We start from the raw sequence: 25,776 nt of genomic DNA, 5'->3' as shown, positions 1-25,776 counted from the left end.
TTCTTCAATTTATGCAGGCTCGTCTCATTTTAGGCATGATGGGCACCTGACCCGACCGGGCTGCATATATTGCTCACATGCAACATACATTGAAATGAAGTAAGGAGAGTTCACATGGACATCACCGCACGTCTGGATTGGCATCCACGCTTATCGGACCCGACAGGCGCAAGAATCCGCAAACCGAGACAATACGGCAAAACGATGGTCATCGATAAAGGAATCGGGCTGCACGCTTTCGAAGATTTGCTGCTGACGGCCGGAGAGCATATCGACACGATCAAGCTCGGCTTCGGCACTTCGGCTCTCTACCCGCAGCAGGTGCTGCGCAAAAAAATCGCTCTTGCAAGGGCGTTCCAGGTTGAAATTATGCCAGGCGGCACGTTTCTCGAAGCCGCTATTTGCCACAACGTCGTTAATGAATACTTCGACATGATTGAGGTGCTTGGTTTTACAGGCGTGGAAGTGTCCGACGGGACGATTGAATTAAGCAGAACGCGAAGAAGCGAGTTAATCCGGCGGTGCGTAGAACTCGGCTTTCAAGTGTATGCGGAATACGGCAAAAAACTATCGGGCTCCACTGTCGATATCGAGGAGCTTGTCCAGACGGTAGAAGAGGATCTTCTCTGCGGAGCGTCGCTCGTTACGATCGAAGGACGCGAGTCCGGCGTCGACGTCGGCATTTACGATGAGAACGGCAAGTGCCGCGAAGAGGATTTTCAGAGGATCATCGATGCGCTTCCGAACCAGCAAATGCTCATGTGGGAGGCGCCGCAAAAATCGCAACAAGTGTACATCATGCAAAAGCTGGGATGTAACGTCAATTTGGGCAATATTGCGCCCGACGATATTCTGTCCGTCGAATCGCTGCGCAGAGGACTTCGTTCGGATACGCTGATAGGGCTCGGACAATAGCTTTCAACAAGAATCGGGAGGCGATAGGCATGCTCGTGGAAGTCATCGCGAGCGTCAACGAGGCGAGGTCGGATTTGTTCGTGAACAAAACGGCCATCGTCATCGATGTTCTTCGTGCGACGAGTACGATGATTACGGCGCTCGCGCGCGGAAGTTCGGGGATTGCGCCTGTTGAAACCGTTCATCAGGCAAAAAGCATGATGGAACAAGGAGATCTGCTCGGCGGGGAACGATACGGCAAAAAAATCGCCGGTTTCGATTTCGGCAACTCGCCGCTGGAGTACAGGACGGATGATGTGTCCGGCAGAAAAATCATTCTGACGACAACGAATGGAACTCGCGCCATCCAGAAGGCGCAAAAAGCGGCTCATGTGCTCGCCGGTGCCATGATCAACGCGGAGTTATGCGCGCAAACCGCCTTCAAACTCAAGCGGGATATCGTCCTGTTATGCTCCGGCACGCAAAATGAATTTTCGCTTGAAGATGGACTTTGCGCCGGCTTGATCATAGACGAGCTGTCGAAGCTGAGCGATTCTACGCTGCACGTGAATGATTTCGGCACGGCAATGCATTTGACTTATCTTCATGCAAGCCATATGATCCCGGAAGCGATCATGCAATGCACGAACGGCAAACGCCTCTGCAAGCTAGGTTTCCGGGAAGATGTCCATTATTGCGCGCAAAGCAACATCGTACCGCTGGTACCGGTGCTTCGCGGCGAAACGATGCAGCCTTATTCATGCTGATTCGGCACCCGTTCATCGTTTGAAGAAAAACAACATTGATTCTAGCTGACGGCCATATTCGGTTGCACATATCTCAGGAGGTTGCTTGGAATGAACGGTGAACTGGTGCTAGTCATCTTAATCGTCGTTGGTCTGATCGGAAGATCCCCGATCATTACGACGGCCGCGTGCATTTTGCTGGTCGTGAAGCTTGTTCATCTGGAGAGATACTTGCCGACAATCGAAAGGCGCGGGCTGGAGCTTGGGTTGTTGTTTCTGACGATGGGCGTTCTGGTCCCTTTCGCTTCGGAACGGATCACGATGAAAGACATTACGGCAACACTGACGAGTTGGCCGGGGATCATCGCATTGGCCGGCGGGGCAATTGCAACTTATATGAACGGAAAAGGTTTGGAATTATTAAAAATAGACCCACAAATGATTGTGGGTCTTGTCATCGGTTCCATATTCGGCATCTTGTTCCTGCGGGGCATCCCGGTAGGTCCGTTGATGGCCGCAGGCATCACTGCCGTCTTATTCAAAGTCATTCACTTCATTATGAGCCGGATCAGCTGATCCGGCTTTGAATCAGCTTCGAAGCAAGGCCCCACTTTGTGGGGTTGTTTCGTTAGCGGCGTTCCGACGGACCGCCTACGAATGCTTGCTCTGCCGTATCCAGGCCATAACCGGTATGCAGCGCGCGAATGACGTCATGCAAAGCCGAGCTCTCGATGACGCACGATACTTTAATTTCGGACGTGCTCACCATCTTGATGCTGATGCCCTGCTGCGAGATGATGTCGAACATTTTCGCCGCAACGCCCGGATTGCTGACCATCCCTGCGCCAACGATCGAAACTTTGACCAAATCTTGCTCGAACGTCGCCTCGGTGTACGAAACTTCCCCGCGAATCCGTTCAATGACACGCATCGCATTCTCAACGTCGTTCAAAGCTACGGTAAACGAAAATTCCGTTTGCCCGTCGCTGATTCCGCTTTGGACAATGATATCTACATTGATTTTTTCCGCAGCCAACGCCGAGAACACTTTAGCGAGCTGCCCCGGAACATCGGCAACGCCCAAAATACTGATCCGCGCTACATTTTTATCATATGCGATCCCGCTCACGACAACGCCTTGCTCCATAGTCGCTTCCTCCTTCACATGAGTGCCATCATTATAAGTAAAACTCGATCTGACTACCAGCGGCACCTGATAATGCTTCGCGTATTCCACCGCCCGTGGATGCAATACCGCCGCCCCTAGGTTAGCCAACTCTAGCATTTCGTCATACGATATTTCGTCCAGCTTGCGCGCGACCTTAACGATCCGCGGATCCGTCGAATAAATGCCGTCAACATCCGTATAAATTTCGCACAAGTCGGCACGAATCGCCGCCGCCAGCGCAACCGCCGTCGTGTCGGAACCGCCCCGTCCGAGCGTAGTGATCTGGCCGTCCTCCGTCATGCCTTGGAAGCCTGCAACGATTACGATACTGCCTTCGTCCAACGACGTAAAGATACGATCCGGCTTAATGTCCGTGATGCGGGCTTTGCCGTGTACGGCTTCCGTCATCATTCCTGCCTGCCAACCCGTATAAGAAACCGCATGATGCCCAAGGCTGTGAATCGCCATGGACAATAACGCGATCGATATTTGCTCACCCGTCGTCAGCAGCATATCCATTTCGCGAGCCGGAGGATTATCGTTTAGCTGCTTGGACTGATCGATCAAATCGTCCGTTGTGTCACCCATCGCCGAAACAACGACCACGCATTTATGGCCTGCTTCTTTGCGCTCCACGATCCGTTTCGCCACACGCTTCATCCGTTCCGTATCGCCCACGGAGCTGCCGCCAAATTTCATCACTATCAGAGACAAAGCTTGTTCACTCCCAACCATGACTTTTACATACATTGAATCATTATAGCACAACGCCTCTATGTACGGATATCCCCTTTAAGAAGAAGTGCGTCATTTTTCTGAATTATTGAACATCCGATAGAAGCAGCCCGGATGCCGAATTACGAGATTCGCAGACTTTGATATTCGCTCCGAGCGAAGCAAACGCCTCGACTACATTTTCATAACCGCGCTCGAAATGGTGAACTCCCGTAATTGCGGTCACCCCTTCCGCCGCTAAGCCTGCGAGAATCAAACAGATGCCCGCCCGAATGTCCGAGGCATGAACTAAAGCTCCATGCAGAGGCATGCCGCCGTTAATGAAGGCGACACCCGGACGAAGCTTGATATCCGCCCCCATCCGCTGCAATTGCACGGCATGGTTGAATCGATGCGGATATATTTTATCGCTGACGATGCTTTTACCGGCCGCTTGCGTGAGCAGGGCGGTCATCGGCTGCTGCAGGTCGGTCGCAAAAATCGGATACATCCCGGTTCTGACTCTTGTCGCTCTTAATCTGCCCGTAGAGTAGGCTGTGATCGAGTTGTCACCCTCCTCGACCTGGACGCCGATCTCCGTCAGCTTGGCGATGCATGAACCAAGATGCTCCGGCACAACATCATTAACGGTAATGCTGCTGTCCGGTAACATGCCGGCTCCAATCAGAAAAGCACCGGCTATCAATCGATCCGGAATGACTCGATAGGTCGTCCCCCTCAAGGAGGAGACTCCTTCGATTCGGATCGTATCGGTGCCCGCGCCTCGGATGTTGGCTCCCATTTGGTTGAGCAGGTTCGCCGTATCCGTAACCTCGGGGTCTTTAGCCGCATTGTGCAAAATCGTCGTGCCCTCGGCGCGGACTGCGGCCAGCATGCTATTGATTGTCGCGCCCATCGTGATCATGTCAAAGAAAATGGAAGTGCCGGTCAATCGCTTGGCTTCAACCTCGTAATACTTCTCATGAAAAGTAAATTTGGCGCCCATCATCTGCAGCGCCTTCACATGCTGCTCCATCGGACGACTCACAAAATCGTCGCCGCCCGGGTAGCCTAACGCCACTTTCCCATGAGAAGGCAGCAAAGCACCGACAAAATAATAAGCTGCACGGTATGCAGACGATTTAACGGGATCGAGGTACGCATGCTTGATCGTGCTAGGGTCGATATGTACGGCTCCTTCTGCATCTCTTGCAATCGACAAGCCTATCTCTTGCCCCATTTCACATATCACTTGAAAGTCGGATATATTCGGAATGCCCAGCAGCGTTACGGGTTCATCCGCCAAACATGCGGCTGCCAGCAAGGCGAGAGAGCTATTTTTAGAGCCCGGGATATCGATGCTGCCTTGCAGCTTGGGCGTTTGTTCAACTTGGATCCATTTCATGAAGTTATCCTCCTACAACTTGTTCATCTTTGGCAATAAATAAAGCTGAGGTCGAGCGAAAATTTATGTATCGTTTTAATCGCAATCGTATCGATGATGCTGCCGGACGCGGCCCTTATTTTGCCTCCCGATTAAAAAAAGACTCGATATGTCCGCTATGACGGATTATTTGCCATTATTAAAGAATTCGTAACGACTTTTTAGGAATAGTCGGTAGGCAAATATTTAAGTATGTCGAATGGAGTCATACAGCAATATAGTATTCCGTATAGTTCATGATAGTCAACTTGAATATTCACGTCTCATCGTTTTATTTCATGGTTATTAGGTGATTTTATCGTTTTTTCACACAAAAAAAAAGCCACCCATCGGGTGACTTTTAAGCTCCTGCGGAAATTAAGCGCGGGAAATGTATTTGCCTTCGTTCGTATCGATCAGCAATACGTCGTCTTCGTTGATGAACAGCGGCACTTGCACGTTCAGGCCGGTTTCGACCTTCGCATTCTTCGTTGCGCCCTGTGCCGTATTGCCTTTAACGCCCGGCTCGGTTTCAACGACTTTCAGTTCAACGCTGTTCGGCAGGTTGATTCCGAGAATTTCGCCTTGGTAGCTGGCGATTTTAACGTTCATGTTTTCCGTCAGGAAGTTCAATTCCCATTTCAGCTGATCGGCTGTCAGGCTGAATTGGTCGTAAGTTTCGTTGTCCATGAATACATGCTCATTGCCGCTTGCATACAAGTATTGTACGGCACGGTTTTCCACGTGCGCGCGACCGATCGTTTCACCTGCGCGGAACGTTTTCTCAACAACGTTGCCGTTGCGCAGGTTTTTCAATTTGGAGCGCACGAATGCCGCGCCTTTGCCCGGTTTCACGTGCTGGAAGTCAAGAACGGTGAAGATATCGCCGTCTACCTCTACTGTCAAGCCTGTTTTAAAATCGTTTACTGAAACCAATGTAATGACCTCCTACATCATTTGCCAGAGAATCCGTTCTACGGCCTCTAGTTCAATTCGATTAGATTTTTGTCGGAATGCGTTAATATTTTAATCCCGGATTCCACGATGAGCACATCGTCCTCGATCCTTACGCCGCCGAATGCGGGCAAGTAAATGCCGGGTTCGATCGTGACCACCATGTCGGGCTTTAAAATCATATCACTGGAATGAGCCAGCCACGGGCCTTCATGAATATCTTGCCCGATGCCGTGCCCCGTGCTGTGACCAAAGTTATCGCCGTAACCGTAGCGGGTAATAATATCCCTAGTCAATGCGTCGGCTTCTTTGCCCGTCATGCCCGGCTTCAGATGCTCCAGCGCATAGAGCTGGGCCTCAAGAACGATATTGTATATTTCCTTCTGCTTCTCGCTTGCCTTGCCCAGTACGACGGTACGCGTAATATCGGAGCAATAGCCTTGATACAGCGCCCCGAAATCAAGCGTGACAAAATCGCCGGCTTGCATTACGCGTTCGCTGGCGACACCGTGCGGCAAAGCCGAACGTTCGCCGGAAGCGACGATGGTCGCAAACGACGTCGAGGTTGCGCCTTGCTTGCGCATGAACATTTCCAGCTCGAAGGCGACTGCGGCCTCAGTAACGCCGGGACGCATCACCGTCAAAATGTGGGAGAACGCCGCATCCGCAATGTTGGCGGCCGCTTGAATGATCTCGATTTCCTTGGCGTCCTTTACCACGCGCAGCTGCTCCACAATCCCCTTGACCGGTTTCAGCTCGATCCCGCTCAGCCCTTCTTGATAGGAAGCATAATTGCCGTAAGTCATAAAATCTTGTTCAAAAGAGAGAACGCGAATATGTAATTCGGTTAACAGCCTTTGGATCGTCACCGCAACTTTCGGATCGTGTTTCACGATTTCAAAGCCGATCGCTTGGCTCTCGGCTTGTTCCACATAACGGAAATCGGTCAGAAGCATCGCTTTGTCCGGCGTTACGATCACATAACCCGCGGAACCGGTGAAGCCGGTAATATACTTCCGATTGGTCGCCCCTGTAATCAGCAGCGCCTCAATCCCTTGTTCTCGAATCGATTGCTGCAGTTGAACGAGTCGGTTGTTCTCCATAAAATTCACTCCTATCGATGATGATACGATGGGTTCAAAATCGGCGTGCCGGCGCTGTTGCTCCGGTAAGCCGCAAAGTCGAACGACCGAATTATTGCTGCTGCAGATGACGGCACAGGGCAATCAATCCCAGCTCATAGCTGTCCGCGCCGAATCCGGAAATTTGGCCGATGACGACGGGAGCCGTCACGGAAGTATGACGGAAAGTTTCGCGCTTATGAATGTTGGATAAATGAACTTCTACGGTCGGAAGGTTAACGCTGCTGATCGCGTCGCGAATGGCATAACTATAATGGGTGAACGCCCCGGGGTTTATGACAATACCGTTCATTACGCCGAATGCCGCGTGGATCCGATCGATCAATGCGCCCTCGTGATTCGATTGAAAGAAATGCACCTCTACGCCAAGCTCTTCCGCTTTACGCTCCAGCATTTCATTGATCGCAACCATCGACATCGTACCGTAAACGCCAGGCTCGCGAATGCCGAGCATGTTTAAGTTCGGGCCGTGCAGCACTAATATTTTGTTCATGATCATACCACCTCAAGGATAAACGGCTTGCGCCGTCTATCGGTGCATTAAATAAAACCATGAAACATTGTACCATATCAAACGCCCGTTTGAGAAGCGCGAGTTGCCTTACTATCGTCGCGGTTCCCTTATGCGCTCGTCATTGAACTCGATCGCGACCGTATAACCGATAAAAATTCCCCATAACAGAAACAGGCATAGCTCCGTCCAGAACGTATCCCATCCGAGCAGCTCGATGCGCAGCGTCATGCCAAGCGGCGGCCCGATCAGCAAATAGATGACGCCCCACCAGAACAAACCGTAAATAACGCCAGGCCAAGGCCCTTTCGCCTTCTTAAACAAAAATGTATATAATAATGAAGCGATAATCGAGAATACGATAAAATACGCCCACCCGACAAATTGCCCGGGCATCGTTCGCAAGTACTCCGACGTATAAAACATGTCCGCAATGAATCCGGGCAGCACCTTCGTAAAATGAAACATATAACAAATCCATCGAACGGCCCCCCATAGCAGCCCGGCAAAAAATCCAAGCTGTACCGCGAATAAGAACGGATTCGTCCGACGAACGGTTTGCGTCTGCAGCTGTCCCGAATGCGCCCCCGCTCCGGACTTGGACCGGACGTTCATTTCCTGCCCGCCGTCTTGCCCTTCGACTTGCCATGCACCGCGGCCACCGGATTTCCCTGCTCCTTGTCCCGATTCATGTGCTTCACGACTCGACATACGCAACCAGCCTCCAGGTTTGCATTTTCCTTAGTATGCGCAGCACGCCTGAATGTAACCCATAAAATCGACTCAAGAGCGCACGACAGGTAGAAATCAAACGCAGAATCCGATACAATAGACATATATTCGGGATCATCCGTTACCAGCGGTCTCATTCGATTAATTTGATATAGGGATGGTGTTTTATTTGTCGCAAAAAACGGCCAGTGTTTACGGAGGTCAAGCCGTCATTGAAGGCGTGATGTTCGCCGGCAAAACGGTGAACGTAACGGCGGTGCGCCGCAAAAATGAAGAAATTACGTTCTATGAAGTACCTCGAAATGACAAGCCTTGGGTGACCGCGCTCAAAAAAATACCGCTGATTCGCGGCGTTGTCGGCATCGTGGAAGCTAGCGCCAAAGGCTCCATGCATTTGAATTACGCGATGGAGGCATACGCGGATGATATGGACGAACCGGCTGAGGAGAAAAAACCATCTTCCTCCAAGTTCAATTTGACGCTCATTCTCGGCATAGCGGTTGTCGGTATTCTTTCGTTTATTATTGGCAAGCTCGTCTTTACGCTTGTTCCGGTTTTTATTGAAGATTTGCTGTTCGGACGGGCATTTGACAATAAAATTTTGCATAACCTCATTGAAGGAGTCATCAAAATTATTTTTCTGTTGGCCTACTTATATGCCATATCGCAAACTCCGATTATCAAAAGGCTGTTCCAGTACCACGGCGCGGAGCATAAAGTGATCAGTGCTTATGAAGCCGGCATGGATTTAACGGTTAAGAACGTACAGCGCTTCAACACACTGCATTACCGTTGTGGCAGCAGCTTTATGATTTTGACGGTCATCATCGGCGTCATCGTATACTCTTTTGTCCCTTGGGATACTTTATGGGAACGTGTTTACCAACGCATATTGCTATTGCCGCTCGTCATCGGCGTATCGTACGAAGCGCTGCGCGCTACGAACGCGATGCGGGACATCCCTGTTCTGCGTTATCTCGGATACCCGGGACTATGGCTGCAGAAACTGACGACGAAAGAACCGACAGACGATCAAGTCGAAGTATCCATCGCCTCCTTCAATCGGATGCGCGAGCTGGATACCCAAAAAACGAGTGCATAACCATCCTTACGAGTAGCGGAGGAATGAAACATGAGGAGACAATTTCCGATTTTCGCTTACGTCATTTTTGCGCTTATCGCAATCGGAATTTTTGCATCCATCAGGCAATTGATCATTCCGATTATCGTGTTCGGGATCATTATTTTGCTTTACTTGTACCCGCCGAACAGATGGCGTTTCGGGTCTAACCAAAGCGGGACGAACAAACGGAAAACGAAAACGGCGAAGTTTCGCGTGATCAAAGGCAATAAAAAAGACGAGGACGATACGCCTCGTTATCATTGAGAAATCGATGAGAAAAAGGCATCCGGCGATGCCTTTTTCTTTTTTTATGCCAATGCTGAACCTGTACCTAATCTTCCATCTATTAACCGATACTCGCTTCATCAAGCCGAAATTTATGGAACTGATTCTCGTAAGCCGAATAGCTCCACCGGTCGAAAAACCGACTTGCCGCCACAAATCCGGAATCATACAATTTCATCGCCATATCGGGCGATATATCGAATTGCGTCGTGGATACACCAAGCGTCGGTATTTTAATCGTACGAAAACGGTTATGTTCTTCGATATACCGTTCGTCGTGCGCCGACATCATCGTTTCGAAAATCGCCTGCAGCATCGTAATCGGACCGCGAATCGGGTGCGGTTGATGCTCCCCGCGGCCTACCATCTGGAAGCCGACGGTCGGAATCATTTTTCCTTTGGACGTGCGAGGCTCTCGATCGAACAACCATAACGGAAAATTACTCAGCAGCCCTCCATCTACAATGTAAACAAACTGTTTGGAAAAAGGTTTTACGGCACCTTTCCCCATCCTGCCTGCATTGTTCTCCCGAATCATGACAGGATCGAAAAAATACGGAATGCTCGTGCTCATTCGAATCGCTTTTGCGACCTCGAACTTGTTCGGCTCGATGCCGTAATTCGAAATGTCTTGCGGCAGCACAAGCAGCTTGCCGTTGGAAATATCCGATGCGATAATTCGCAATTGATCCGGCTCTAAATCGCCGAATGTCCGAACTCCTTTCGCCTCCAATATTTGTTTGATCCAATGTTCCAGCGCTTCGCCCGAATACAGCCCTTTCTTCAGAAATAAACGGACTGCCGGGCCGATTAGCCCAATATTAAATATAGGCGCACGCTGCATAAATGAGGAAAATGGCGTTTGTTGAATAATTTTTTTCATTTCTTCCGCATTGTAGCCTGCGGCAATTAAAGATGCGACAATCGATCCGGAAGACGTTCCGGCTACCCGATGAAACTGGACGCCCTTCTGCTCTGCGCTGCGAACCGCTCCGACAAGGGAAATGCCTTTTACCCCACCTCCTTCAAATACGGCGTTGATCAACATGCGCGCATCAGCTCCCGGCACCTCGAATTGTGCATCCACTGATTATGTATGCGGCTACAGGTTGTCACTATGACACACATCCCCACAAAGTGGAGCTTAGCTTCGATGCGAATTCAGATACTTGGAAGTTTGTGAAGCAAACTTGCATCGGGAGCGTTACTCGGGGGCCCCGAAACACCATATACACAAAAAACGCACCGGCTTTCGCCGATGCGTCTTCGTTCGTTGATCCTATTCCATTTCCAATTCGCCGCGGATGCTCTGCAGCGTGTTGATTCGCTCCGGATCGCGCCGGAAATATTCGACCAATGTTTCGATGCAAGTGATCGAATCCCAACTGAGATGATGCTCGATCCCTTCGACATCCTTGTAAATATTATCGTTATGAACACCGATGATCGTCAAAAACTCCTCAAGCAGCTGATGGCGGTCAACAAGCCGTTTGCCCATTTTTTTGCCTTTGGAGGTTAAGACGAGACCGCGATATTTTTCATAAATCAAATAATTGTCTTTGTCGAGCTTCTGAATCATTTTTGTAACGGAAGAAGGATGAACCTCTAGCCCTTCAGCAATATCGGATACGCGTGCGTAACCTTTCTCGTCGATCAGCTTGTAGATTCGTTCTAGATAATCCTCCATGCTGGGGGTGGCCATCGATTCGATTTCCCTCCTTTTCCCTGCCGATTGTTTTTTACTTCTTGTATGATACACTGTTTCGTTTGGGCAAAGCAAGTTATTTCACGTTTTATTCACATCGTTCTGCCAAGCGGTTCAGTTGAATTTACCGGGAGTAGAGCGGACCGGGCAATACAAACTATACATATCAACTTTACAAGGAGGTTTATCCATCGATGGCCACAACGAGCGTGCTTACGCCTTCCAAGAATACGCTGCTGTTCATGCCTGAACTTGTTTACTTCGAGCCGGACGCGCTCCATTACCCGAAGGGCGAGCGTATTTTCGAATGGGTAAAGCAGCAAGGCATTCCTTATAAAATGACCACTTCGCACAATCGCATTACCGGATTGCCCGGTGAAACGGAGCTGGAACAATATAAAATCGCCAAACAAACGCTTGTCGTCGGCATCCGCAAAACGTTGAAATTCGATACGTCCAAGCCGTCGGCGGAATATGCGATTCCGATCGCAACCGGCTGCATGGCGCATTGCCATTATTGTTATTTGCAGACGACCCTTGGCGCTAAGCCTTACATACGGGTTTACGTCAATACCGATGAAATTATTGCCGCGGCCAAACGATACATCGACGAGCGCGCGCCGGAAATTACCCGCTTCGAGGCAGCCTGTACGTCAGATCCCGTTGGGATCGAGCACATTAGCGGCTCGCTTGCGGAACTGATCGAATTTATGGCAACTCAAGAGTACGGGAGATTGCGCTTCGTAACGAAGTTTCATCATGTGGACTCGCTGCTGCCATTGAAGCATAACGGGCATACCCGCTTTCGGTTCAGCGTGAACGCGGATTACGTTATCCGTCATTTCGAGCCCAAAACGTCGAGATTCGAGGAAAGAATCGAAGCGGCCGGCAAAGTGGCAAAGGCGGGTTACCCGCTCGGTTTTATTATCGCGCCGATTATTTGGCATGACGGCTGGGAAGAAGGGTATGCGGAGCTGCTGCGCAAGCTGTCTGTTGCGCTGCCCCCGGAGGCGGGCAAAGATTTGACCTTCGAGCTGATCCAGCACCGCTTTACGAAGACAGCGAAAACCGTGATCGAGCAGCGATATCCGAAGACGAAGCTGGAGATGGATATGGCGAAGCGCAAATACAAGTGGGGACGCTGGGGGCAAGGCAAATATGTATATCCGGACGAGCAGGCGCAGGCGCTGCGGGAGTGGATTACCGAGCAAATATTCGCCTATTTCCCCCAAGCGACGATCGATTATTTTACGTAACTAGAATTTAAGCCAATCCGGTGTTTTCGTATTCAGCCAAATCGTAATTTGCGTCATTTGATCGGTGAACAGCAGAATGCCCATAATGATCATCAGCGCTCCGCCGATCTTCATCATGATGGACGAGTAACGAAGTATCCATTTCGTCGAGCCGATAAAAAACGCAAGAACAAGGAATGGAACGGCAAATCCGATCGAATAAGCCGATATCATCTGCAGCCATATTCCCGGTTTCGTCGAAGCCAGCGTAATGATGGAACCGAGTATCGGCCCAACGCAAGGAGACCAGCCTGCGGCAAAACCGATGCCGAGAATGAGCGAACCGAGATAACCCGCAGGCTTCCATTTGATTTGCAGCTTCCGCTCGCGCATCATGAACTTCGGTTGGAAAATGCCTAGCAGGAACAAGCCCATCAGCATAATAAGGATAGCCGCTAACTGCCTGATCAAATCTTTGTAATCGATAAATACGTTGGCAAGTACACCGGCCCCGGCCCCTAACGCGAAAAATACGATGGAGAAGCCCAGCACGAAAAAGAACGAATGCGATAGCGTTCGGAACCGAATGGCTTTGGCATTCTCCTGGCTTTTCAGCTGACTGACGGAGATGCCTGTAATATACGATAGATAGGATGGGTATAAAGGTAGGCAGCACGGCGATATAAACGACGCGAGCCCGGCCCAAAACGCGATCCAAACGTTAACTTCCATGATAGCCTCCTCGTTTTTTGCGTTTGTATGCTATACTTTTAAACCACGTTTGGCGATCAACGTACCGATCAGGAATAAAATCAACAGCAAAACGATGGTTCCGCCCGGCGCCAAATTCCAAACCCCTGCAACCATCAGTCCCACGATGACTGCGGCTTCGGAGAAAATGACGGCCCAGACGACGGCGTTCCGGAAGCTTCTTGCAATCAGGAGACTGCATGCAACCGGGATCGTCAATAAAGCCGATACGAGCAAAGCGCCGACAATTTTGATCGCCACGCTGATGACAAGAGCGGTCAGCACCGTAATCATCGTGTTCAAATACCGGATCGGCAAGCCGCTTACTCCCGCCGCATCTTCATCGAAGGAAATCAGAAACAGCTCCTTGAAATGAAACAAAACGGCCGCGAGCACAATTACGGTAACGCCTCCGACGATCCATAAATCCGTCGCGTTCAGCGTATAGATGCTTCCGAACAAGTAGCTCATAACATTCATGTTAAAGCTCTTCCCGAGCGTAAATAGCAAAGATGCGAGCGCTACGCCGCCCGACATGATGATGGCGATGGATAGCTCCGCGTACGTCTTGTACGCTTTTCTCAGCTTCTCGATCGCAAAAGATGCGATCAAGGCGAACACAAGCCCTACTCCAAGCGGGTATACCTGGATCAGAAATCCGAGCGCAACCCCGGCGATTGAGACGTGGGCCAGCGTATCCCCGATCATCGACAGCCTGCGCAGAACAAGGAATATGCCCATAAGCGGGGCTGTAATCCCGATCAAGATGCCTCCGAGAATCGCCTTTTGAAAAAAACCGCTAAATAAAATGTCGAACAATTCCAACGGAACGGCTCCTTTCAACAATAAAACGGCAGCGCCGTTCGATTAATAAACCAAATGCGGCTCCAATTTTTCCCGCAAATCCCTTAAGCTATGCGTTAAGTTCGTTTCACCGCAATTTTCAAGATCGTGGGAATGCTTCACGAAAAATTTCAGCTTGCCGCTTTCCTGCAGCGGTTCGGAGCCGATATACGAGCGTATCATGTCCAAATCGTGCGATACGATCAGAAATGTAATGCGATGATGCTGATGCATATGCTTGATCATATGAAAAAAGCCCATCTGCGTTTCGATGTCGATGCCTACCGTAGGCTCGTCAAGGATGAGCAGATCCGGATTGTTGATCAGTGCACGCGCGAGAAATACGCGTTGCTGCTGCCCGCCTGACAGCTGGCCGATTCGCTTATCGGCCAAATCCTCAATGCCCATCGCATGCAGCGCGTCGATGCCCTTCTGGACATCTTCCTTGGACGACTTGCGGAACATCCGCTTGCGGCCGTATAGCCCGGATTGAACAACCTCTCTTACCGTAGCGGGAAACAAAGGGTTAAACGAGTTTTTCTGCGGCACATACCCGATCCGGTCCCAAGCACTGAACTCCCCGAGCGGCGTTCCGAACAAACGAATTTGTCCCGACGTCGGCCGAAGAAGCCCTACGATCATGCGCAGCAGCGTCGTTTTGCCCGCTCCGTTGGAGCCGACCAACCCGACGAAGTCGCGTTCCTTGATTCCGAAATTTAAATCGCGGATCACCTGTTGATTCTGATAAGAGAACGAAACGTGATCCATCGTTATGATATCGGCATGGCAGCTTGCATTGTTCGTCATTTGCCCGGACATTCGCTTCGTACCCCTTTACATTCATCCAAATTGCTTGTTCCTTCTTATTGTAATGCCTTCATTAAATTTTGCAAATTGCTTTCCATCAACGACACATAATCTTCACCCTTTTGCTCTTCTTCCCCGGTTAATCCTTCGATCGGGTTCAATACAAGCGTTTCGGCGCCGGTTTCTCCCGCAATCGTCTTGGCAATCGTATCCGAGACAAGCTCCTCGAAGAAAATGTATTTGACGTCATGTTCCTTGACGAATTTCGAAATGTTCACGATATCCTGAGATCGCGGCTCGGCGTCAGGCGACAATCCCATAATCGGCATTTGCGTTAACCCGTAATCGCGGCACAAATAACCGAACGCCTGGTGCGAAACGACGATTTCTTTGCGCGGTGCGCTTGCAATCGAAGAAGCGAACTTCTCGTCAAGCTGTTTTAGCTTATCCGCAAACACTTTGTAGTTTGCTTCATAATCGGACTTATGCGCGGCATCGACTTCGATCAAGCTGTTTTTGATATTTTCTGCCATGATCAGTGCCGACTTCGGGCTCACCCACGTATGGGGATCATAATCGCCATGATCGTGCTGCTCGCCGGCCGCTTCGTCGTGCCCCTCGTCGTGCCCTTCCCCATGGCCCTCCGCTTCCTCCGGGTTGCCGTGAATGAGCTCGATTCCTTTGCTCACCTCAACGGTGACCGGCTTCGACCCGGTGTCCAGTCCTTTAAGGAAATCGTCAACCCAGCCTTCCAGACCGGCGCCATTATATAAGAATAGCTGCGCTTTGGAAGCATTGTCGATATCAAGGCTTTTCGGCGTCCAATCATGCGGCTCGATACCGGCAGGAATCATGTTGATGACGTTGACGTGCTCCCCGCCTATATTTTTGGCAAAGTCATATAACGGATAAAAGCTCGTCACCACATTCACTTTGCCTTCGACAAGCGTCGAGCCTGGTTTACTGCCGCAGCCCGACGCCATCAAAACGATCATCGCGATCGTGACGCCAAGGATGAGAAGTTTAAAAGATGATGCAGTTCTGTTCAAGACAGGAGTATACTTATTCATAAGACCTGGTCCCTTCCTTTAATTCCATTTTCATGTAAATCGTAATTATACCTATTTACAACAAGGATTATACTTGTGCCCGATGAAAGCTGTCAATAAGAAATGTTAAACTTTCATGATGAAGGAGACTCCGCCTGTACATGTCCAAGGATCACCTGTTGCTAACCATCAAACAAACTCACGATGAAATCGTGCCTATATTGACTCGTTCCGGACAACTATTCACCGTGTTCGACAAGCAAGATTCGGGTTGTATTTCTTACGGTGTCCAAATCAATGCGACTTCAAAGCTGTTCGTCAAATATTCGGAGCGAACCGATGCAATCGCCTATTTACATCGATCGATCGCTTTTTATTCCGAGATTGAGCATCGCGACATTCCGAAGCTGCGCAATTATTTTCATACACCGAAGGGACTCGCCTTGGTCTTCGATTGGGCCCACGGCGAAGTCTTGGGATCGCCCGACTTCCCAGGTGAGGAAGGCCGAAACAGGCCGGAATCGCCATTCTATCGTTTTACTCGTCTATCCTTGGACCACATCATCAACGCATTAACAGCCGTATACGATGTCCATGCGTATTTGGAAGCGAAAGGTTACGTTGCCGTAGATTTTTATGATGGCAGCATGATATATGACTTTGACCGCCATTCGATTCATATTTGCGATTTTGACTACTACAGCAAAGGTTCTTTTGTGCTTGAAATGGATCGGCTTTATGGCTCCAGCCGTTTTATGGCACCCGAGGAATTCATCCGGGGCAGTACGATCGATAACCGGACCAATGTGTATACGATGGGCGCTGCCGCTTTTGTCTTCCTCGCGAATAACAGCCGCAGTTTTCGGGATTGGCGGGCATCCGAAGCTTTATTCGAAGTGGCGAGCAAAGCGGTTTCCGCCGATCGGAGCAGCCGGTTCGACTCGGTGCGAAGCTTCTATGAGGCTTGGCGGAACGCTATAGAGGCAAATAAGTAACGAAGTGATGCTCGCTGCAAAAGACAACAAAAGCCGCCCGTTAAGTCGGGCGGCTTTTTGCTTTATTATTTCACGATGGCGCCGTTCGGCATGCCTTCAGGCACGGTCGCAAGCGCCAGTTGATCGCCGTGCGAAGCGGCAAGAATCATGCCTTGCGACACTTCGCCGCGCAGCTTCGCCGGCTTCAAGTTCGTGACGCAAATGACTTTGCGTCCGACGAGCTCCTCCGGCGAATAAAACTTGGCGATGCCGGAGACGACCTGGCGGCGCTCGAAGCCGAGATCAAGCTGCAGCTTCAGCAGCTTGTCGGCACCTTTGACCGGCTCCGCCGCGACAACCTGCGCCACGCGCAGCTCGACCTTGGCGAAATCGTCGATGCCGATTTCCGCTGCGCGCTCCGCCGGCGCAGGAACTGCTGCCGCCGCTTGCGGCTCGGCCGCTTTGGCCGCATCCGGCGCCGTAGTCAGCGTGGCCGCCGCGCCACCCATCGATTCGACGATGTAGGCAATCTCCTGCTCGACGTCAAGACGCGGGAAGATCGGTTCACCCTTGCCTACTCTCGTACCGGCCGGAATCGCGCCGAACGTGCGCAAGCTGTCCCATGCCGTCAGTTCGCCTTCGGCAATACCGAGCTGAGCCCAGATTTTGTGCGGCGCTTTCGTCATGAACGGCTGCAGCAGAATCGAGCTGATGCGCAGCGACGCCGCCAGATGGCTCATCGCGGAAGCCAGCTCCGCGCGCTTCGCTTCATCCTTGGCGAGCGCCCAAGGCTGCGTTTCGTCAATGTATTTGTTCGTCCGGCTGATGAGCTGCCAAGTCGCCGCCAGCGCAACGGAAAACTCCATGCCTTCCATCGCTTCTTCGACCTTATCCACCGTTTGGCGAGCCGTCTCAACGAGCGCATCGTCAAATGCCGTAACGTTTGGTTCATAGGCCGGAATTTCGCCGCCAAAATATTTGTCGATCATCGCAACCGTCCGGTTGAGCAGGTTGCCAAGATCGTTCGCAAGATCGAAGTTGATCCGTTCGACGAATCCTTCCGGCGTAAAGACGCCGTCCGCGCCAAACGGCACTTCGCGCAGCAAATAATAACGAAGGGCGTCGAGCCCGTAGCGGTCGATCAGCGTGACCGGGTCCACGACATTGCCTTTTGATTTGGACATTTTGCCGTCCTTCATCAGGAGCCAGCCGTGTCCGAACACTTTTTTCGGCAGCGGCAAATCAAGCGCCATCAGCATAATCGGCCAATAAATCGTATGGAAACGGACGATTTCCTTGCCTACGAGGTGAACGTCGGCAGGCCAATATTTGTCGAAGTTTTCCGGATTCGCCGTATCATAGCCGAGCGCCGTTACATAGTTCAAGAGTGCGTCAATCCATACGTAGATGACATGCTTCGGATCGCTGGGCACCTTGATGCCCCATTCGTACGTCGTTCGCGATACGGCCAAATCTTCAAGGCCCGGCTTGATGAAGTTGTTGATCATTTCGTTCTTCCGCGATTCCGGCTGAATGAAATCAGGGTGCTCTTCATAATACTGCAGCAGCCGGTCGGCATATTTGCTCATGCGGAAGAAATAGCTTTCCTCTTTCACAAGCTCGACGGGACGTCCGCAGTCCGGACAATTGCCGTTCACGAGCTGGCGCTCGAGGAAAAACGATTCGCAAGGCGTACAGTACCAGCCTTCGTACGCGCCTTTATAAATATCGTCCTGCTTCAGCAGCCGATCGAATACGCGCGCAACGACCGTTTTATGACGTTCTTCCGTCGTACGGATAAAATCGTCGTTGGAAATGTCCAGTTTGCGCCACAAATCTTGGATCCCTTCAACGATATGGTCGACGAACTGCTGCGGCGTTTTCCCCCGCTTGTTCGCTTCCCGCTCGATCTTCTGACCATGCTCGTCCGTTCCGGTCAGGTAACGGACGTCGAAGCCGCGAAGCCTCTTGTACCTTGCCATGGCATCCCCGGCAACGGTCGTATACGCATGGCCGATATGCAGCTTGTCGCTTGGGTAATAAATCGGCGTAGTAATATAAAACGATTTTTTCGGTTCAGACATCTCTATTGTCCTCCTCAAGTTTATTCCATACAAAAAGCTCCCGTCCGTATGGGACGAGAGCTGCGCTCACGTGGTACCACCCAAATTCCCTTCGCTCTCGCGAGACGTAAGGCTCATTCAGTCATGTCGACCGTCCGATAACGCCGGAACTGCGTCGCCCCCTTACTCGCTGCCTATACAGCCTGCTCGAAGGCAATTCCTCCAGGACCATATTCCAAAGCCGCCTCATACCGGTTTCCAGCTACCCCGGCTCTCTGCGATGACGCGATCGATGTACTTATCCGTTCAACGGAATTTATTATAGATAGAGTATACCCAAGGACAAACGGTTTACGCTTTCCTAGTCGGTACTTATACTCCAAAATATACCGAACATATCGCGCCACTGTCAAGTTTCATTCGCCGGGTCGCCTTGCTTCGGAGGTACCGGGTCGTACCCTCCGGGATGAAACGGATGGCATTTGCCGATGCGCTTCAAAGCGAGCCAAGAACCTTTGGCGGCGCCATGCACCTCGATCGCTTCCAGCGCGTACGCGGAGCAGGTCGGGTAAAACCGGCACGACGGCGGCTTATGCGGCGAAATGACTTTACGGTAAAAGTGAATCGGCGCTTGGGCGATTTTTCTCATCATTTAGGCATGTTCTTCCTGGCGGCAGTTTTCGCAATATCCGAACACTTCGAACTTATGCTGCACGACCTGGAACTGCTTCGGAATCCCGGCGACCTCGTTCATCGGGCAGAAGGCTAGCGGGTACGTCTTCTCGCATTGCAGGCAAATGAGATGATGGTGATGATGATGCTCCGAACAATGCAGCTTGAACTTGACGCCCTCCTCGAACACGATCTGCTCCAGCACGCCGAGCTCGGACAATACGCGCAAATTACGGTATACCGTGTCGAAGCTTAATCCGGAATACTTTTTGCCCATGAACTCGTATACGGCCTTGGGAGACAAATATCCGTCGGCATCCGCGAACAATTGAGCGAGCGTCCTTCGCTGGTCGGTGATACGCAGCCCTTGCTTCGACATCACGTCAATGATCTCTTCCGTTTTCACCGGCCATCCTCCATTCCAACCTTTTCTTCTATAATGCAATATAAACGAAGGTTCGTCAATTCGCGCGGCAAATGGATAAAAACAGCACCGTTTGCGAATTTTAGGTATAGCTCTTTTGCACGTTCACGATTCTGCCATACACTTGGAAAAAGGACAAAAAAATAGCTTTACAAATTCTTAACAAACGATAAACGATTGTGCTAATATGAATGAGGTTCGATATTTCGCCATATTTCGCCCAAAGGGGAGTAACTAATGTTTAAGAAGAAGGACATCTTTTTCGAAACGCTCGAAAATATTTCCGAAAACCTGCTTGCGACCGCCGAATTTTTTGCCAAAGGGCTTAACAATTTGAATGATTTAAGCGGCTTCGCCAAAACGATGAAGGAGTTCGAAACGAAAGGCGACCGCTTTACGCATACGATGATTACCGAACTCAACAAAACGTTCATCACGCCAATCGAGCGGGAAGACATTCTCGCCCTCACCACCTCCCTAGACGATGTCCTGGATGGGCTCGAAGCTTGCGCAGCACGGTTCGAAATGTACGAAATTCGCGAACCCGACACGCATATCCGTTTGTTCGCCGACATCCTTCTCCGATCTGCCCAAGAAATTCGTTCCGCGATCAAGCTGCTGACTACGAAGAAGCTGCTGGCGATCCGCGAATACAATATCCGCGTCAACGAGTTGGAGAACGAAGCGGACCAATTGCTCCGTACCGCCATTAAAGAACTGTTCATTCAAGTTAAAGATCCGATCGAATTGATCAAGAAAAAAGAAATCTACGAAATGCTGGAGTCGACGACGGACGATTGCGAGGATGTCGCCAATACGCTCGAAAGCATCATCATGCTCAACTCCTAATGGGGGGAGCTCCACAAAACTTAAGCTTATGCTTCCGATGAAAGTTTTGTTGCGGAGAAGACGCTTCGCAGCATGGCTCCACAAAACTTTAAGGGGGAACAATTGCGCTTACCGGCTTGTGAGACAAGCTCCGGCGCATACATTCATGGATCACGCCATCATCATTATCGGTTTCGTCGTTTTTCTCGCACTGGCCTTCGACTTCATCAACGGATTTCACGATACCGCAAATGCGATCGCGACTTCCGTATCGACACGGGCGCTTACGCCGCGAGTTGCCATCATTCTGGCTTCTACGCTTAACTTCGTAGGAGCGTTGACTTTTACCGGCGTCGCCAAAGCGATCGGCGGCAAGGTCGCCGATCCCGCCAAGCTGGAGCACGGCGTCGAAATCGTCATCGCCGCGCTGCTTGCCGCGATCGCCTGGAACTTGATTACGTGGTGGTTCGGCATTCCATCCTCGTCATCACATGCTTTGATCGGTTCGCTCGCAGGTGCGGTCATCGCGTCCGCAGGTTTTTCCGCCGTGAACGCTTCCGGGTTTACGTCCATCATTAAAGGATTGGTGTTTTCCCCGATTATCGCGTTTGTCGTCGGATATCTCCTGATGTCCTTGCTGAAGATCATATTTGCCCGTTCAAGCCCGCATTCCATCAACAAAGGCTTCCGAATCGCGCAAATCGCGACAGCGTGCTTCCAATCGTTCACTCACGGCACGAATGACGCCCAGAAAGCGATGGGCATCATTACGTTCGCGCTCGTTGCCGGGAACTTTCAGGACACCCTTGATGTTCCGCTCTGGGTAAAAATCGCAGCAGCTACCGCAATGGCGCTAGGTACTTCCGTAGGCGGCTGGAAAATCATCAAAACGATGGGCACGAAAATTTTCAAAATCGAGCCGATCAACGGTTTCGCGGCCGATCTTACTTCAGCCGGCGTTCTATTAACGGCGACACTTAACGAATTTCCTGCCAGCACGACGCACACGATAACGTCTTCCATTCTCGGCGTCGGCGCCGCAAAACGATTTTCAAGCGTCAGATGGGGACTTGCCGGCCGCATCGTCTTGTCGTGGATTATAACGATTCCGATTACGATGGTTCTTGCCGCGCTCATTTTTTACGTGATCAAATTGCTGTTCCTCTAGAACCATAACTCAAAACAAAGCATCAGGACCTCATTCATCCTGATGCTTCTTTGTTTTAACGGTAACGAACGGCATGCAGCTCCGGATTCACATCGCGTGCAGTGACGTATACAAGCCAGTTGTCCGAGAGCAAAGGCAAGATTTGCGGCTCATCGCCGGTCATCCGAACTTCGCTGTTCCGCGCAAGATCCAATAAATAAATATCCGAGTTCGGCTTTTTCCCGTTCTCGATTACATCGGCTGAGGAACCCCCTCTTCGCTCGTCCATCCACGCCACATAATTGCCGCTGATGACCGCCATGCTCTGATCCTCTTTTCGGTCCGTCAACCGTTTCTTCTGCTTCGTTGTCAAATCGCAAACGTACACATCGGCATTGTACGATCCTCTGCCGTATGCATTCCACACGATTCGGTTTCCGGAAATGTGGGGCTTCGCTTCCTTATAGGGCCCCTCTGCAATGGCGAGCGTTTCGCCCGACACGATATCGTACAAGTAAATGTCGGTATTGTTTTCCGGCAAATTCTCCCCCGCCCGTTTCAACTTGTCTACGACGTTGCGTCCGTCCTCCCAAACGACCTTTCCGTCTTGGATATCCGGATCGGTATTGGCGCCCGGCGTATTCGTTATCGCTTTCGTTACCCCGGTGTTCAGATCATAAAGCATAATTTGCCAGTCCGAAGGATATTCCTTGACGGCGTCTTGGCTGTTATCCATCCATACCACATAATGATCCCATATTTTGGGCCTGACTTGGGCGGACGCATCTTCGGTAAGTTGCCGCTCCTTGCCGGTTTTCAAATCGTATAAAAAAATGTCTGCGTTCGTTAAATCCATGCTGCCCAAATCGCCGATATTCCGTTTCTCGTGCCGCAGATCGGACCAGACCACGTAATCGCCGTAAAGATCAAATCCAAGCTGATCGGCAGGAAGCTTGATTGTCGCAAGCTGTGTATTCCTTGCCAAATCGACGACATTCAGCGCCTGGTCTCCGTAATAAACTAAACGATCGCCATCCAATGCCGCCGTCCAGCCTTTAAAGACGTGCTCTTCAAGCACTTCCCCCTGTTGATCCTCACCTATCCCGCCTATCCTCATAGAATCGCAGCCGGTTGCTAACGTGATGCATAACAGAACCATAAGAAAGGCCGAAATATACCGCGGACAAACGCCTTCTTTAACAATCATTTCCACATCCCCTTTTCGTCATAGACGACGTATGCCATGGCGAGGTTGCACTCCGGCGCAGTTCAATGTAAACGATTTTTATACTTCCCTTTAAGATTTGGTAAATCGAACCATATTGCGGATAAACTATGCTAGTATGGGCATGTGCACGACATCATTCGAGGAGGATATCCATGAAAAAGAAACTCGCAACCGGCGTTGCCGCCGCAACTCTGGCACTGAGCGTACTCGCATTTCCGGCCCTTCCTTCATCCGCGGAATCAACCGGATCACTTGTAAAGCTTCGCGTACTCGAAACGACCGACTTGCATGTCAATATGGTCAACTACGACTACTACGCCGATCAACCAACCAACGAATACGGCTTCTCCAAAACGGCGACGCTGATCAAAAAAGCGAAAGAAGAAGCCAAGAACAGCGTACTCTTCGATAACGGGGACTTGATTCAAGGCAACCCGCTCGGCGATTATGTCGCCAAAGTCGACCCGCTTAAACAAGGCGACGTTCACCCGGTTTACAAAGCGATGAATCTCGTCGGTTATGATGCAGGCAACATCGGCAACCATGAATTCAACTACGGGATGGACTTTTTGTTGAAATCGCTGAACGGCTCCAACTTCCCATACATAAACGCCAATGTGTACGTAGACGATCATGACAAGAACGAGGCGAACGACAAAAACTATTTTACCCCTTACAAAATATTGAACAAAGAAGTGACCGACGAATCCGGCAATAAACATACGATTAAGATCGGCGTGATCGGCTTCGTTCCGCCGCAAGTGATGCAATGGGATAAAGCGAATCTTGATGGCAAAGTGATCGTGAAGGACATCGTCAAGACGGCTCAAGCTTTCGTGCCGAAGATGAAAGCCGAGGGCGCGGACATTATCGTCGCGATCCCGCACTCCGGATTCGAGGATATTCCGCAAGCGGACAAGATGGAAAACTCCGTCCTCTACTTGAGCAAGGTTGCGGGCATCGACGCGATTTTGTTCGGGCATGCGCATAAAGTATTCCCTGATGCGTCTTTCGCCGGCAAAACGGGCGTTGACTTGACCAAAGGCACGATCAACGGTGTTCCGGCCGTCGAGCCGGGTTACTGGGGCAACAACCTCGGCATCATCGATCTGGACTTGCAGCAAGTGAACGGCAAATGGAAGGTCGTCGATTCCAAAGTCGAAGTACGAGCCATCTACGACAAAGCAAATAAGCAATCGCTTGCCGATGCCGACCAGGAAATCATCGATGCGGTGCAGCACGAGCATGACGCAACCGTCGCTTATGTTCGCGGACCGGTAGGCAAAACTACCGCACCGATCAACAGCTACTTTGCGCTCGTTCAAGACGACCCGTCGATCCAAATCGTCACGAATGCGCAAAAATGGTATGTCGAAAACCATCTGAAAGGCACAGATTACGAGAAGATTCCTGTTCTGTCCGCAGGTGCGCCGTTCAAAGCAGGCGGCCGCCAAGGTTCGTCCTATTATACGAACATCCCGGCCGGAACGATTGCGATTAAGAACGTCGCCGACTTGTATTTATATCCGAACACAGTGCACGCCGTCATGATCAATGGCGCTGAAGTCAAAGAGTGGCTCGAATGGTCCGCCGGCCAATTCAATCAAATCGATCCGAAGAAAACGACGGAACAGCCGCTGATTAACTATGACTTTCCGACCTACAACTATGATGTCATCGACGGTGTCAGCTACCAAATCGACGTCACGCAGCCGCAGAAGTACGACGGCAAAGGCGACATCATCAATCCGAAGGCGAATCGGATCAAAAACTTGACATTCAAGGGCAAACCGATCGATCCGAAGCAAAAGTTCATCGTCGCAACGAATAACTATCGCGCATCGACAAGCAAACTGGCGAACCCGGACGGCAAACGAATCGTGCTCGCCGCGCCGGATGAAAACCGCGAAGCGGTCATCAACTACATCCGCGAGTTCAAAACGATCAATCCAACCGCCGACAACAACTGGTCGCTTGCACCGATCAACGGCAAAGTGAACGTCACGTTCACGACTTCTCCGGATGCCAAATCGGCGGCAAAGGGCAATATGAACTACGTTTCCGCGACATCCGACGGTTACGCCAAGTTTAAGCTTGACCTGGTTCCGAAAAAAGCGAAAAAATAAAGGCCAATCTGCGGATCTATACAAATGATCATACGACCAAAATCCCCCTTAGCCATCAGATTTGACGGTATAAGGGGGATTTTGCTGACCATTTCTAATATGGAGTATCTAGCCCTTCCGCAACTAATTGCAGGTGCTCATCTTCCATTTCCATCCTCCCTTCTCTTATATAACGGTAGGGGGTGTTTTTAGTTGGTGCGATAGGATAATTCAGGTAAAATATGTTTGATTCA

Annotated in this window: 26 protein-coding genes; 10 read left to right on the top strand and 16 right to left on the bottom strand. The window is 50.7% G+C overall.

Features of this window, described 5'->3' with window-relative positions; translation table 11 throughout:
• Positions 1 to 114: 114 nt before the first annotated feature.
• The 3 genes from comA to AC0LWM_RS12340 all read left to right on the top strand — a co-directional run bounded on the left by comA (position 115) and on the right by AC0LWM_RS12340 (position 2,216).
• The gene (gene comA / locus AC0LWM_RS12350; protein WP_474675244.1) at positions 115 to 915 is read left to right on the top strand and encodes a phosphosulfolactate synthase; all 801 of its coding nucleotides are present in this window, start codon (positions 115 to 117) and stop codon (positions 913 to 915) included.
• Between the two features lie 29 nt (positions 916 to 944).
• On the top strand, positions 945 to 1,661 hold the full coding sequence (locus AC0LWM_RS12345) for a 2-phosphosulfolactate phosphatase (protein WP_474675243.1): 717 nt from the start codon (positions 945 to 947) through the stop codon (positions 1,659 to 1,661).
• Positions 1,662 to 1,751: 90 nt separating this feature from the next.
• Positions 1,752 to 2,216, top strand: a complete 465-nt coding sequence (locus AC0LWM_RS12340; protein WP_474675242.1) for a DUF441 domain-containing protein — start codon at positions 1,752 to 1,754, stop codon at positions 2,214 to 2,216.
• Between the two features lie 52 nt (positions 2,217 to 2,268).
• On the opposite strand, the gene AC0LWM_RS12335 is transcribed toward AC0LWM_RS12340, so the two are convergent.
• The 6 genes from AC0LWM_RS12335 to AC0LWM_RS12310 form a co-directional block, all read right to left on the bottom strand.
• Positions 2,269 to 3,522, bottom strand: coding sequence for an aspartate kinase (locus AC0LWM_RS12335; protein ID WP_474675241.1), 1,254 nt, complete (start codon positions 3,520 to 3,522; stop codon positions 2,269 to 2,271).
• A 106-nt stretch (positions 3,523 to 3,628) separates the two neighbouring features.
• Positions 3,629 to 4,927 (bottom strand): UDP-N-acetylglucosamine 1-carboxyvinyltransferase, encoded by a 1,299-nt coding sequence (gene murA, locus AC0LWM_RS12330; RefSeq protein ID WP_474675240.1) that lies wholly within the window; start codon positions 4,925 to 4,927, stop codon positions 3,629 to 3,631.
• A gap of 396 nt (positions 4,928 to 5,323) precedes the next feature.
• Complete coding sequence (gene efp / locus AC0LWM_RS12325) at positions 5,324 to 5,881, bottom strand: elongation factor P (RefSeq protein ID WP_474675239.1); 558 nt, start codon at positions 5,879 to 5,881, stop codon at positions 5,324 to 5,326.
• A 47-nt stretch (positions 5,882 to 5,928) separates the two neighbouring features.
• Positions 5,929 to 7,002: a M24 family metallopeptidase gene (locus AC0LWM_RS12320; protein ID WP_474675238.1), complete on the bottom strand. Its 1,074-nt coding sequence runs from the start codon at positions 7,000 to 7,002 to the stop codon at positions 5,929 to 5,931.
• Between the two features lie 91 nt (positions 7,003 to 7,093).
• Entirely contained in the window at positions 7,094 to 7,534 is a 441-nt protein-coding gene (gene aroQ / locus AC0LWM_RS12315; protein ID WP_474675237.1) for a type II 3-dehydroquinate dehydratase, read from the bottom strand.
• Positions 7,535 to 7,645: 111 nt separating this feature from the next.
• Positions 7,646 to 8,263: a YqhR family membrane protein gene (locus tag AC0LWM_RS12310; protein WP_474675236.1), complete on the bottom strand. Its 618-nt coding sequence runs from the start codon at positions 8,261 to 8,263 to the stop codon at positions 7,646 to 7,648.
• A 244-nt stretch (positions 8,264 to 8,507) separates the two neighbouring features.
• Between AC0LWM_RS12310 and AC0LWM_RS12305 the strand changes: the two genes are divergently transcribed.
• Both AC0LWM_RS12305 and AC0LWM_RS12300 read left to right on the top strand, forming a co-directional pair.
• On the top strand, positions 8,508 to 9,386 hold the full coding sequence (locus tag AC0LWM_RS12305; RefSeq protein ID WP_474675408.1) for a DUF1385 domain-containing protein: 879 nt from the start codon (positions 8,508 to 8,510) through the stop codon (positions 9,384 to 9,386).
• 30 nt (positions 9,387 to 9,416) lie between these two features.
• A complete protein-coding gene (locus tag AC0LWM_RS12300; RefSeq protein ID WP_474675235.1) occupies positions 9,417 to 9,671 on the top strand; it encodes a hypothetical protein in 255 nt (84 codons plus the stop codon).
• A gap of 82 nt (positions 9,672 to 9,753) precedes the next feature.
• Here the strand turns inward: AC0LWM_RS12300 and AC0LWM_RS12295 are convergent, their stop codons facing one another.
• Positions 9,754 to 10,740, bottom strand: a complete 987-nt coding sequence (locus AC0LWM_RS12295; RefSeq protein WP_474675234.1) for a patatin-like phospholipase family protein — start codon at positions 10,738 to 10,740, stop codon at positions 9,754 to 9,756.
• Positions 10,741 to 10,971: 231 nt separating this feature from the next.
• Positions 10,972 to 11,394, bottom strand: a complete 423-nt coding sequence (mntR, locus tag AC0LWM_RS12290) for a transcriptional regulator MntR (protein WP_474675233.1) — start codon at positions 11,392 to 11,394, stop codon at positions 10,972 to 10,974.
• A 197-nt stretch (positions 11,395 to 11,591) separates the two neighbouring features.
• Between mntR and splB the strand changes: the two genes are divergently transcribed.
• On the top strand, positions 11,592 to 12,653 hold the full coding sequence (gene splB / locus AC0LWM_RS12285) for a spore photoproduct lyase (RefSeq protein WP_474675232.1): 1,062 nt from the start codon (positions 11,592 to 11,594) through the stop codon (positions 12,651 to 12,653).
• On the opposite strand, the gene AC0LWM_RS12280 is transcribed toward splB, so the two are convergent.
• From AC0LWM_RS12280 to AC0LWM_RS12265, 4 genes are read right to left on the bottom strand one after another with little or no spacing between them, the layout of a single operon-like run.
• Positions 12,654 to 13,364, bottom strand: coding sequence for a cytochrome c biogenesis CcdA family protein (locus AC0LWM_RS12280; RefSeq protein ID WP_474675231.1), 711 nt, complete (start codon positions 13,362 to 13,364; stop codon positions 12,654 to 12,656).
• Between the two features lie 30 nt (positions 13,365 to 13,394).
• Positions 13,395 to 14,201 (bottom strand): metal ABC transporter permease, encoded by an 807-nt coding sequence (locus AC0LWM_RS12275; RefSeq protein WP_474675407.1) that lies wholly within the window; start codon positions 14,199 to 14,201, stop codon positions 13,395 to 13,397.
• Between the two features lie 48 nt (positions 14,202 to 14,249).
• On the bottom strand, positions 14,250 to 15,044 hold the full coding sequence (locus AC0LWM_RS12270; RefSeq protein ID WP_474675230.1) for a metal ABC transporter ATP-binding protein: 795 nt from the start codon (positions 15,042 to 15,044) through the stop codon (positions 14,250 to 14,252).
• 44 nt (positions 15,045 to 15,088) lie between these two features.
• A complete protein-coding gene (locus AC0LWM_RS12265; RefSeq protein ID WP_474675229.1) occupies positions 15,089 to 16,102 on the bottom strand; it encodes a metal ABC transporter substrate-binding protein in 1,014 nt (337 codons plus the stop codon).
• Between the two features lie 140 nt (positions 16,103 to 16,242).
• On the opposite strand from AC0LWM_RS12265, the gene AC0LWM_RS12260 reads away from it, so the two are divergent.
• Positions 16,243 to 17,076, top strand: a complete 834-nt coding sequence (locus AC0LWM_RS12260) for a serine/threonine protein kinase (RefSeq protein WP_474675228.1) — start codon at positions 16,243 to 16,245, stop codon at positions 17,074 to 17,076.
• Between the two features lie 65 nt (positions 17,077 to 17,141).
• Here the strand turns inward: AC0LWM_RS12260 and metG are convergent, their stop codons facing one another.
• The 3 genes from metG to AC0LWM_RS12245 form a co-directional block, all read right to left on the bottom strand.
• A complete protein-coding gene (gene metG, locus AC0LWM_RS12255; RefSeq protein WP_474675227.1) occupies positions 17,142 to 19,139 on the bottom strand; it encodes a methionine--tRNA ligase in 1,998 nt (665 codons plus the stop codon).
• A gap of 388 nt (positions 19,140 to 19,527) precedes the next feature.
• Positions 19,528 to 19,770, bottom strand: a complete 243-nt coding sequence (yidD, locus tag AC0LWM_RS12250) for a membrane protein insertion efficiency factor YidD (RefSeq protein ID WP_474675226.1) — start codon at positions 19,768 to 19,770, stop codon at positions 19,528 to 19,530.
• The gene (locus AC0LWM_RS12245) at positions 19,771 to 20,169 is read right to left on the bottom strand and encodes a Fur family transcriptional regulator (RefSeq protein ID WP_474675406.1); all 399 of its coding nucleotides are present in this window, start codon (positions 20,167 to 20,169) and stop codon (positions 19,771 to 19,773) included.
• Positions 20,170 to 20,451: 282 nt separating this feature from the next.
• Here AC0LWM_RS12245 and AC0LWM_RS12240 point away from each other — a divergent pair, with 282 nt between their 5' ends.
• Both AC0LWM_RS12240 and AC0LWM_RS12235 read left to right on the top strand, forming a co-directional pair.
• Positions 20,452 to 21,063: a DUF47 domain-containing protein gene (locus AC0LWM_RS12240; protein ID WP_474675225.1), complete on the top strand. Its 612-nt coding sequence runs from the start codon at positions 20,452 to 20,454 to the stop codon at positions 21,061 to 21,063.
• Between the two features lie 145 nt (positions 21,064 to 21,208).
• A complete protein-coding gene (locus AC0LWM_RS12235; RefSeq protein ID WP_474675224.1) occupies positions 21,209 to 22,210 on the top strand; it encodes an inorganic phosphate transporter in 1,002 nt (333 codons plus the stop codon).
• 55 nt (positions 22,211 to 22,265) lie between these two features.
• Here AC0LWM_RS12235 and AC0LWM_RS12230 read toward each other — a convergent pair whose 3' ends face one another.
• Entirely contained in the window at positions 22,266 to 23,396 is a 1,131-nt protein-coding gene (locus tag AC0LWM_RS12230; RefSeq protein WP_474675223.1) for a hypothetical protein, read from the bottom strand.
• Between the two features lie 173 nt (positions 23,397 to 23,569).
• Between AC0LWM_RS12230 and AC0LWM_RS12225 the strand changes: the two genes are divergently transcribed.
• Entirely contained in the window at positions 23,570 to 25,543 is a 1,974-nt protein-coding gene (locus AC0LWM_RS12225) for a bifunctional 2',3'-cyclic-nucleotide 2'-phosphodiesterase/3'-nucleotidase (RefSeq protein WP_474675222.1), read from the top strand.
• Positions 25,544 to 25,776 lie beyond the last annotated feature (233 nt).

Source organism: Paenibacillus sp. sgz302148, assembly GCF_056120465.1.
This window is presented reverse-complemented; position numbering and strand designations above follow the sequence as displayed.

Excerpts from the sequence above, each read along its gene's own strand:
- comA (WP_474675244.1), top strand. The coding sequence starts at position 115 with ATGGACATCACCGCACGTCTGGATTGGCATCCACGCTTATCGGACCCG.
- AC0LWM_RS12345 (WP_474675243.1), top strand. The coding sequence starts at position 945 with ATGCTCGTGGAAGTCATCGCGAGCGTCAACGAGGCGAGGTCGGATTTG.
- AC0LWM_RS12340 (WP_474675242.1), top strand. The coding sequence starts at position 1,752 with ATGAACGGTGAACTGGTGCTAGTCATCTTAATCGTCGTTGGTCTGATC.
- murA (WP_474675240.1), bottom strand. The coding sequence starts at position 4,927 with ATGAAATGGATCCAAGTTGAACAAACGCCCAAGCTGCAAGGCAGCATC.
- AC0LWM_RS12320 (WP_474675238.1), bottom strand. The coding sequence starts at position 7,002 with ATGGAGAACAACCGACTCGTTCAACTGCAGCAATCGATTCGAGAACAA.
- aroQ (WP_474675237.1), bottom strand. The coding sequence starts at position 7,534 with ATGAACAAAATATTAGTGCTGCACGGCCCGAACTTAAACATGCTCGGC.
- AC0LWM_RS12310 (WP_474675236.1), bottom strand. The coding sequence starts at position 8,263 with ATGTCGAGTCGTGAAGCACATGAATCGGGACAAGGAGCAGGGAAATCC.
- AC0LWM_RS12305 (WP_474675408.1), top strand. The coding sequence starts at position 8,508 with ATGTTCGCCGGCAAAACGGTGAACGTAACGGCGGTGCGCCGCAAAAAT.
- AC0LWM_RS12300 (WP_474675235.1), top strand. The coding sequence starts at position 9,417 with ATGAGGAGACAATTTCCGATTTTCGCTTACGTCATTTTTGCGCTTATC.
- AC0LWM_RS12295 (WP_474675234.1), bottom strand. The coding sequence starts at position 10,740 with ATGTTGATCAACGCCGTATTTGAAGGAGGTGGGGTAAAAGGCATTTCC.
- mntR (WP_474675233.1), bottom strand. The coding sequence starts at position 11,394 with ATGGCCACCCCCAGCATGGAGGATTATCTAGAACGAATCTACAAGCTG.
- splB (WP_474675232.1), top strand. The coding sequence starts at position 11,592 with ATGGCCACAACGAGCGTGCTTACGCCTTCCAAGAATACGCTGCTGTTC.
- AC0LWM_RS12280 (WP_474675231.1), bottom strand. The coding sequence starts at position 13,364 with ATGGAAGTTAACGTTTGGATCGCGTTTTGGGCCGGGCTCGCGTCGTTT.
- AC0LWM_RS12270 (WP_474675230.1), bottom strand. The coding sequence starts at position 15,044 with ATGTCCGGGCAAATGACGAACAATGCAAGCTGCCATGCCGATATCATA.
- AC0LWM_RS12265 (WP_474675229.1), bottom strand. The coding sequence starts at position 16,102 with ATGAATAAGTATACTCCTGTCTTGAACAGAACTGCATCATCTTTTAAA.
- AC0LWM_RS12260 (WP_474675228.1), top strand. The coding sequence starts at position 16,243 with ATGTCCAAGGATCACCTGTTGCTAACCATCAAACAAACTCACGATGAA.
- metG (WP_474675227.1), bottom strand. The coding sequence starts at position 19,139 with ATGTCTGAACCGAAAAAATCGTTTTATATTACTACGCCGATTTATTAC.
- yidD (WP_474675226.1), bottom strand. The coding sequence starts at position 19,770 with ATGATGAGAAAAATCGCCCAAGCGCCGATTCACTTTTACCGTAAAGTC.
- AC0LWM_RS12245 (WP_474675406.1), bottom strand. The coding sequence starts at position 20,169 with ATGTCGAAGCAAGGGCTGCGTATCACCGACCAGCGAAGGACGCTCGCT.
- AC0LWM_RS12240 (WP_474675225.1), top strand. The coding sequence starts at position 20,452 with ATGTTTAAGAAGAAGGACATCTTTTTCGAAACGCTCGAAAATATTTCC.
- AC0LWM_RS12235 (WP_474675224.1), top strand. The coding sequence starts at position 21,209 with ATGGATCACGCCATCATCATTATCGGTTTCGTCGTTTTTCTCGCACTG.
- AC0LWM_RS12230 (WP_474675223.1), bottom strand. The coding sequence starts at position 23,396 with ATGATTGTTAAAGAAGGCGTTTGTCCGCGGTATATTTCGGCCTTTCTT.
- AC0LWM_RS12225 (WP_474675222.1), top strand. The coding sequence starts at position 23,570 with ATGAAAAAGAAACTCGCAACCGGCGTTGCCGCCGCAACTCTGGCACTG.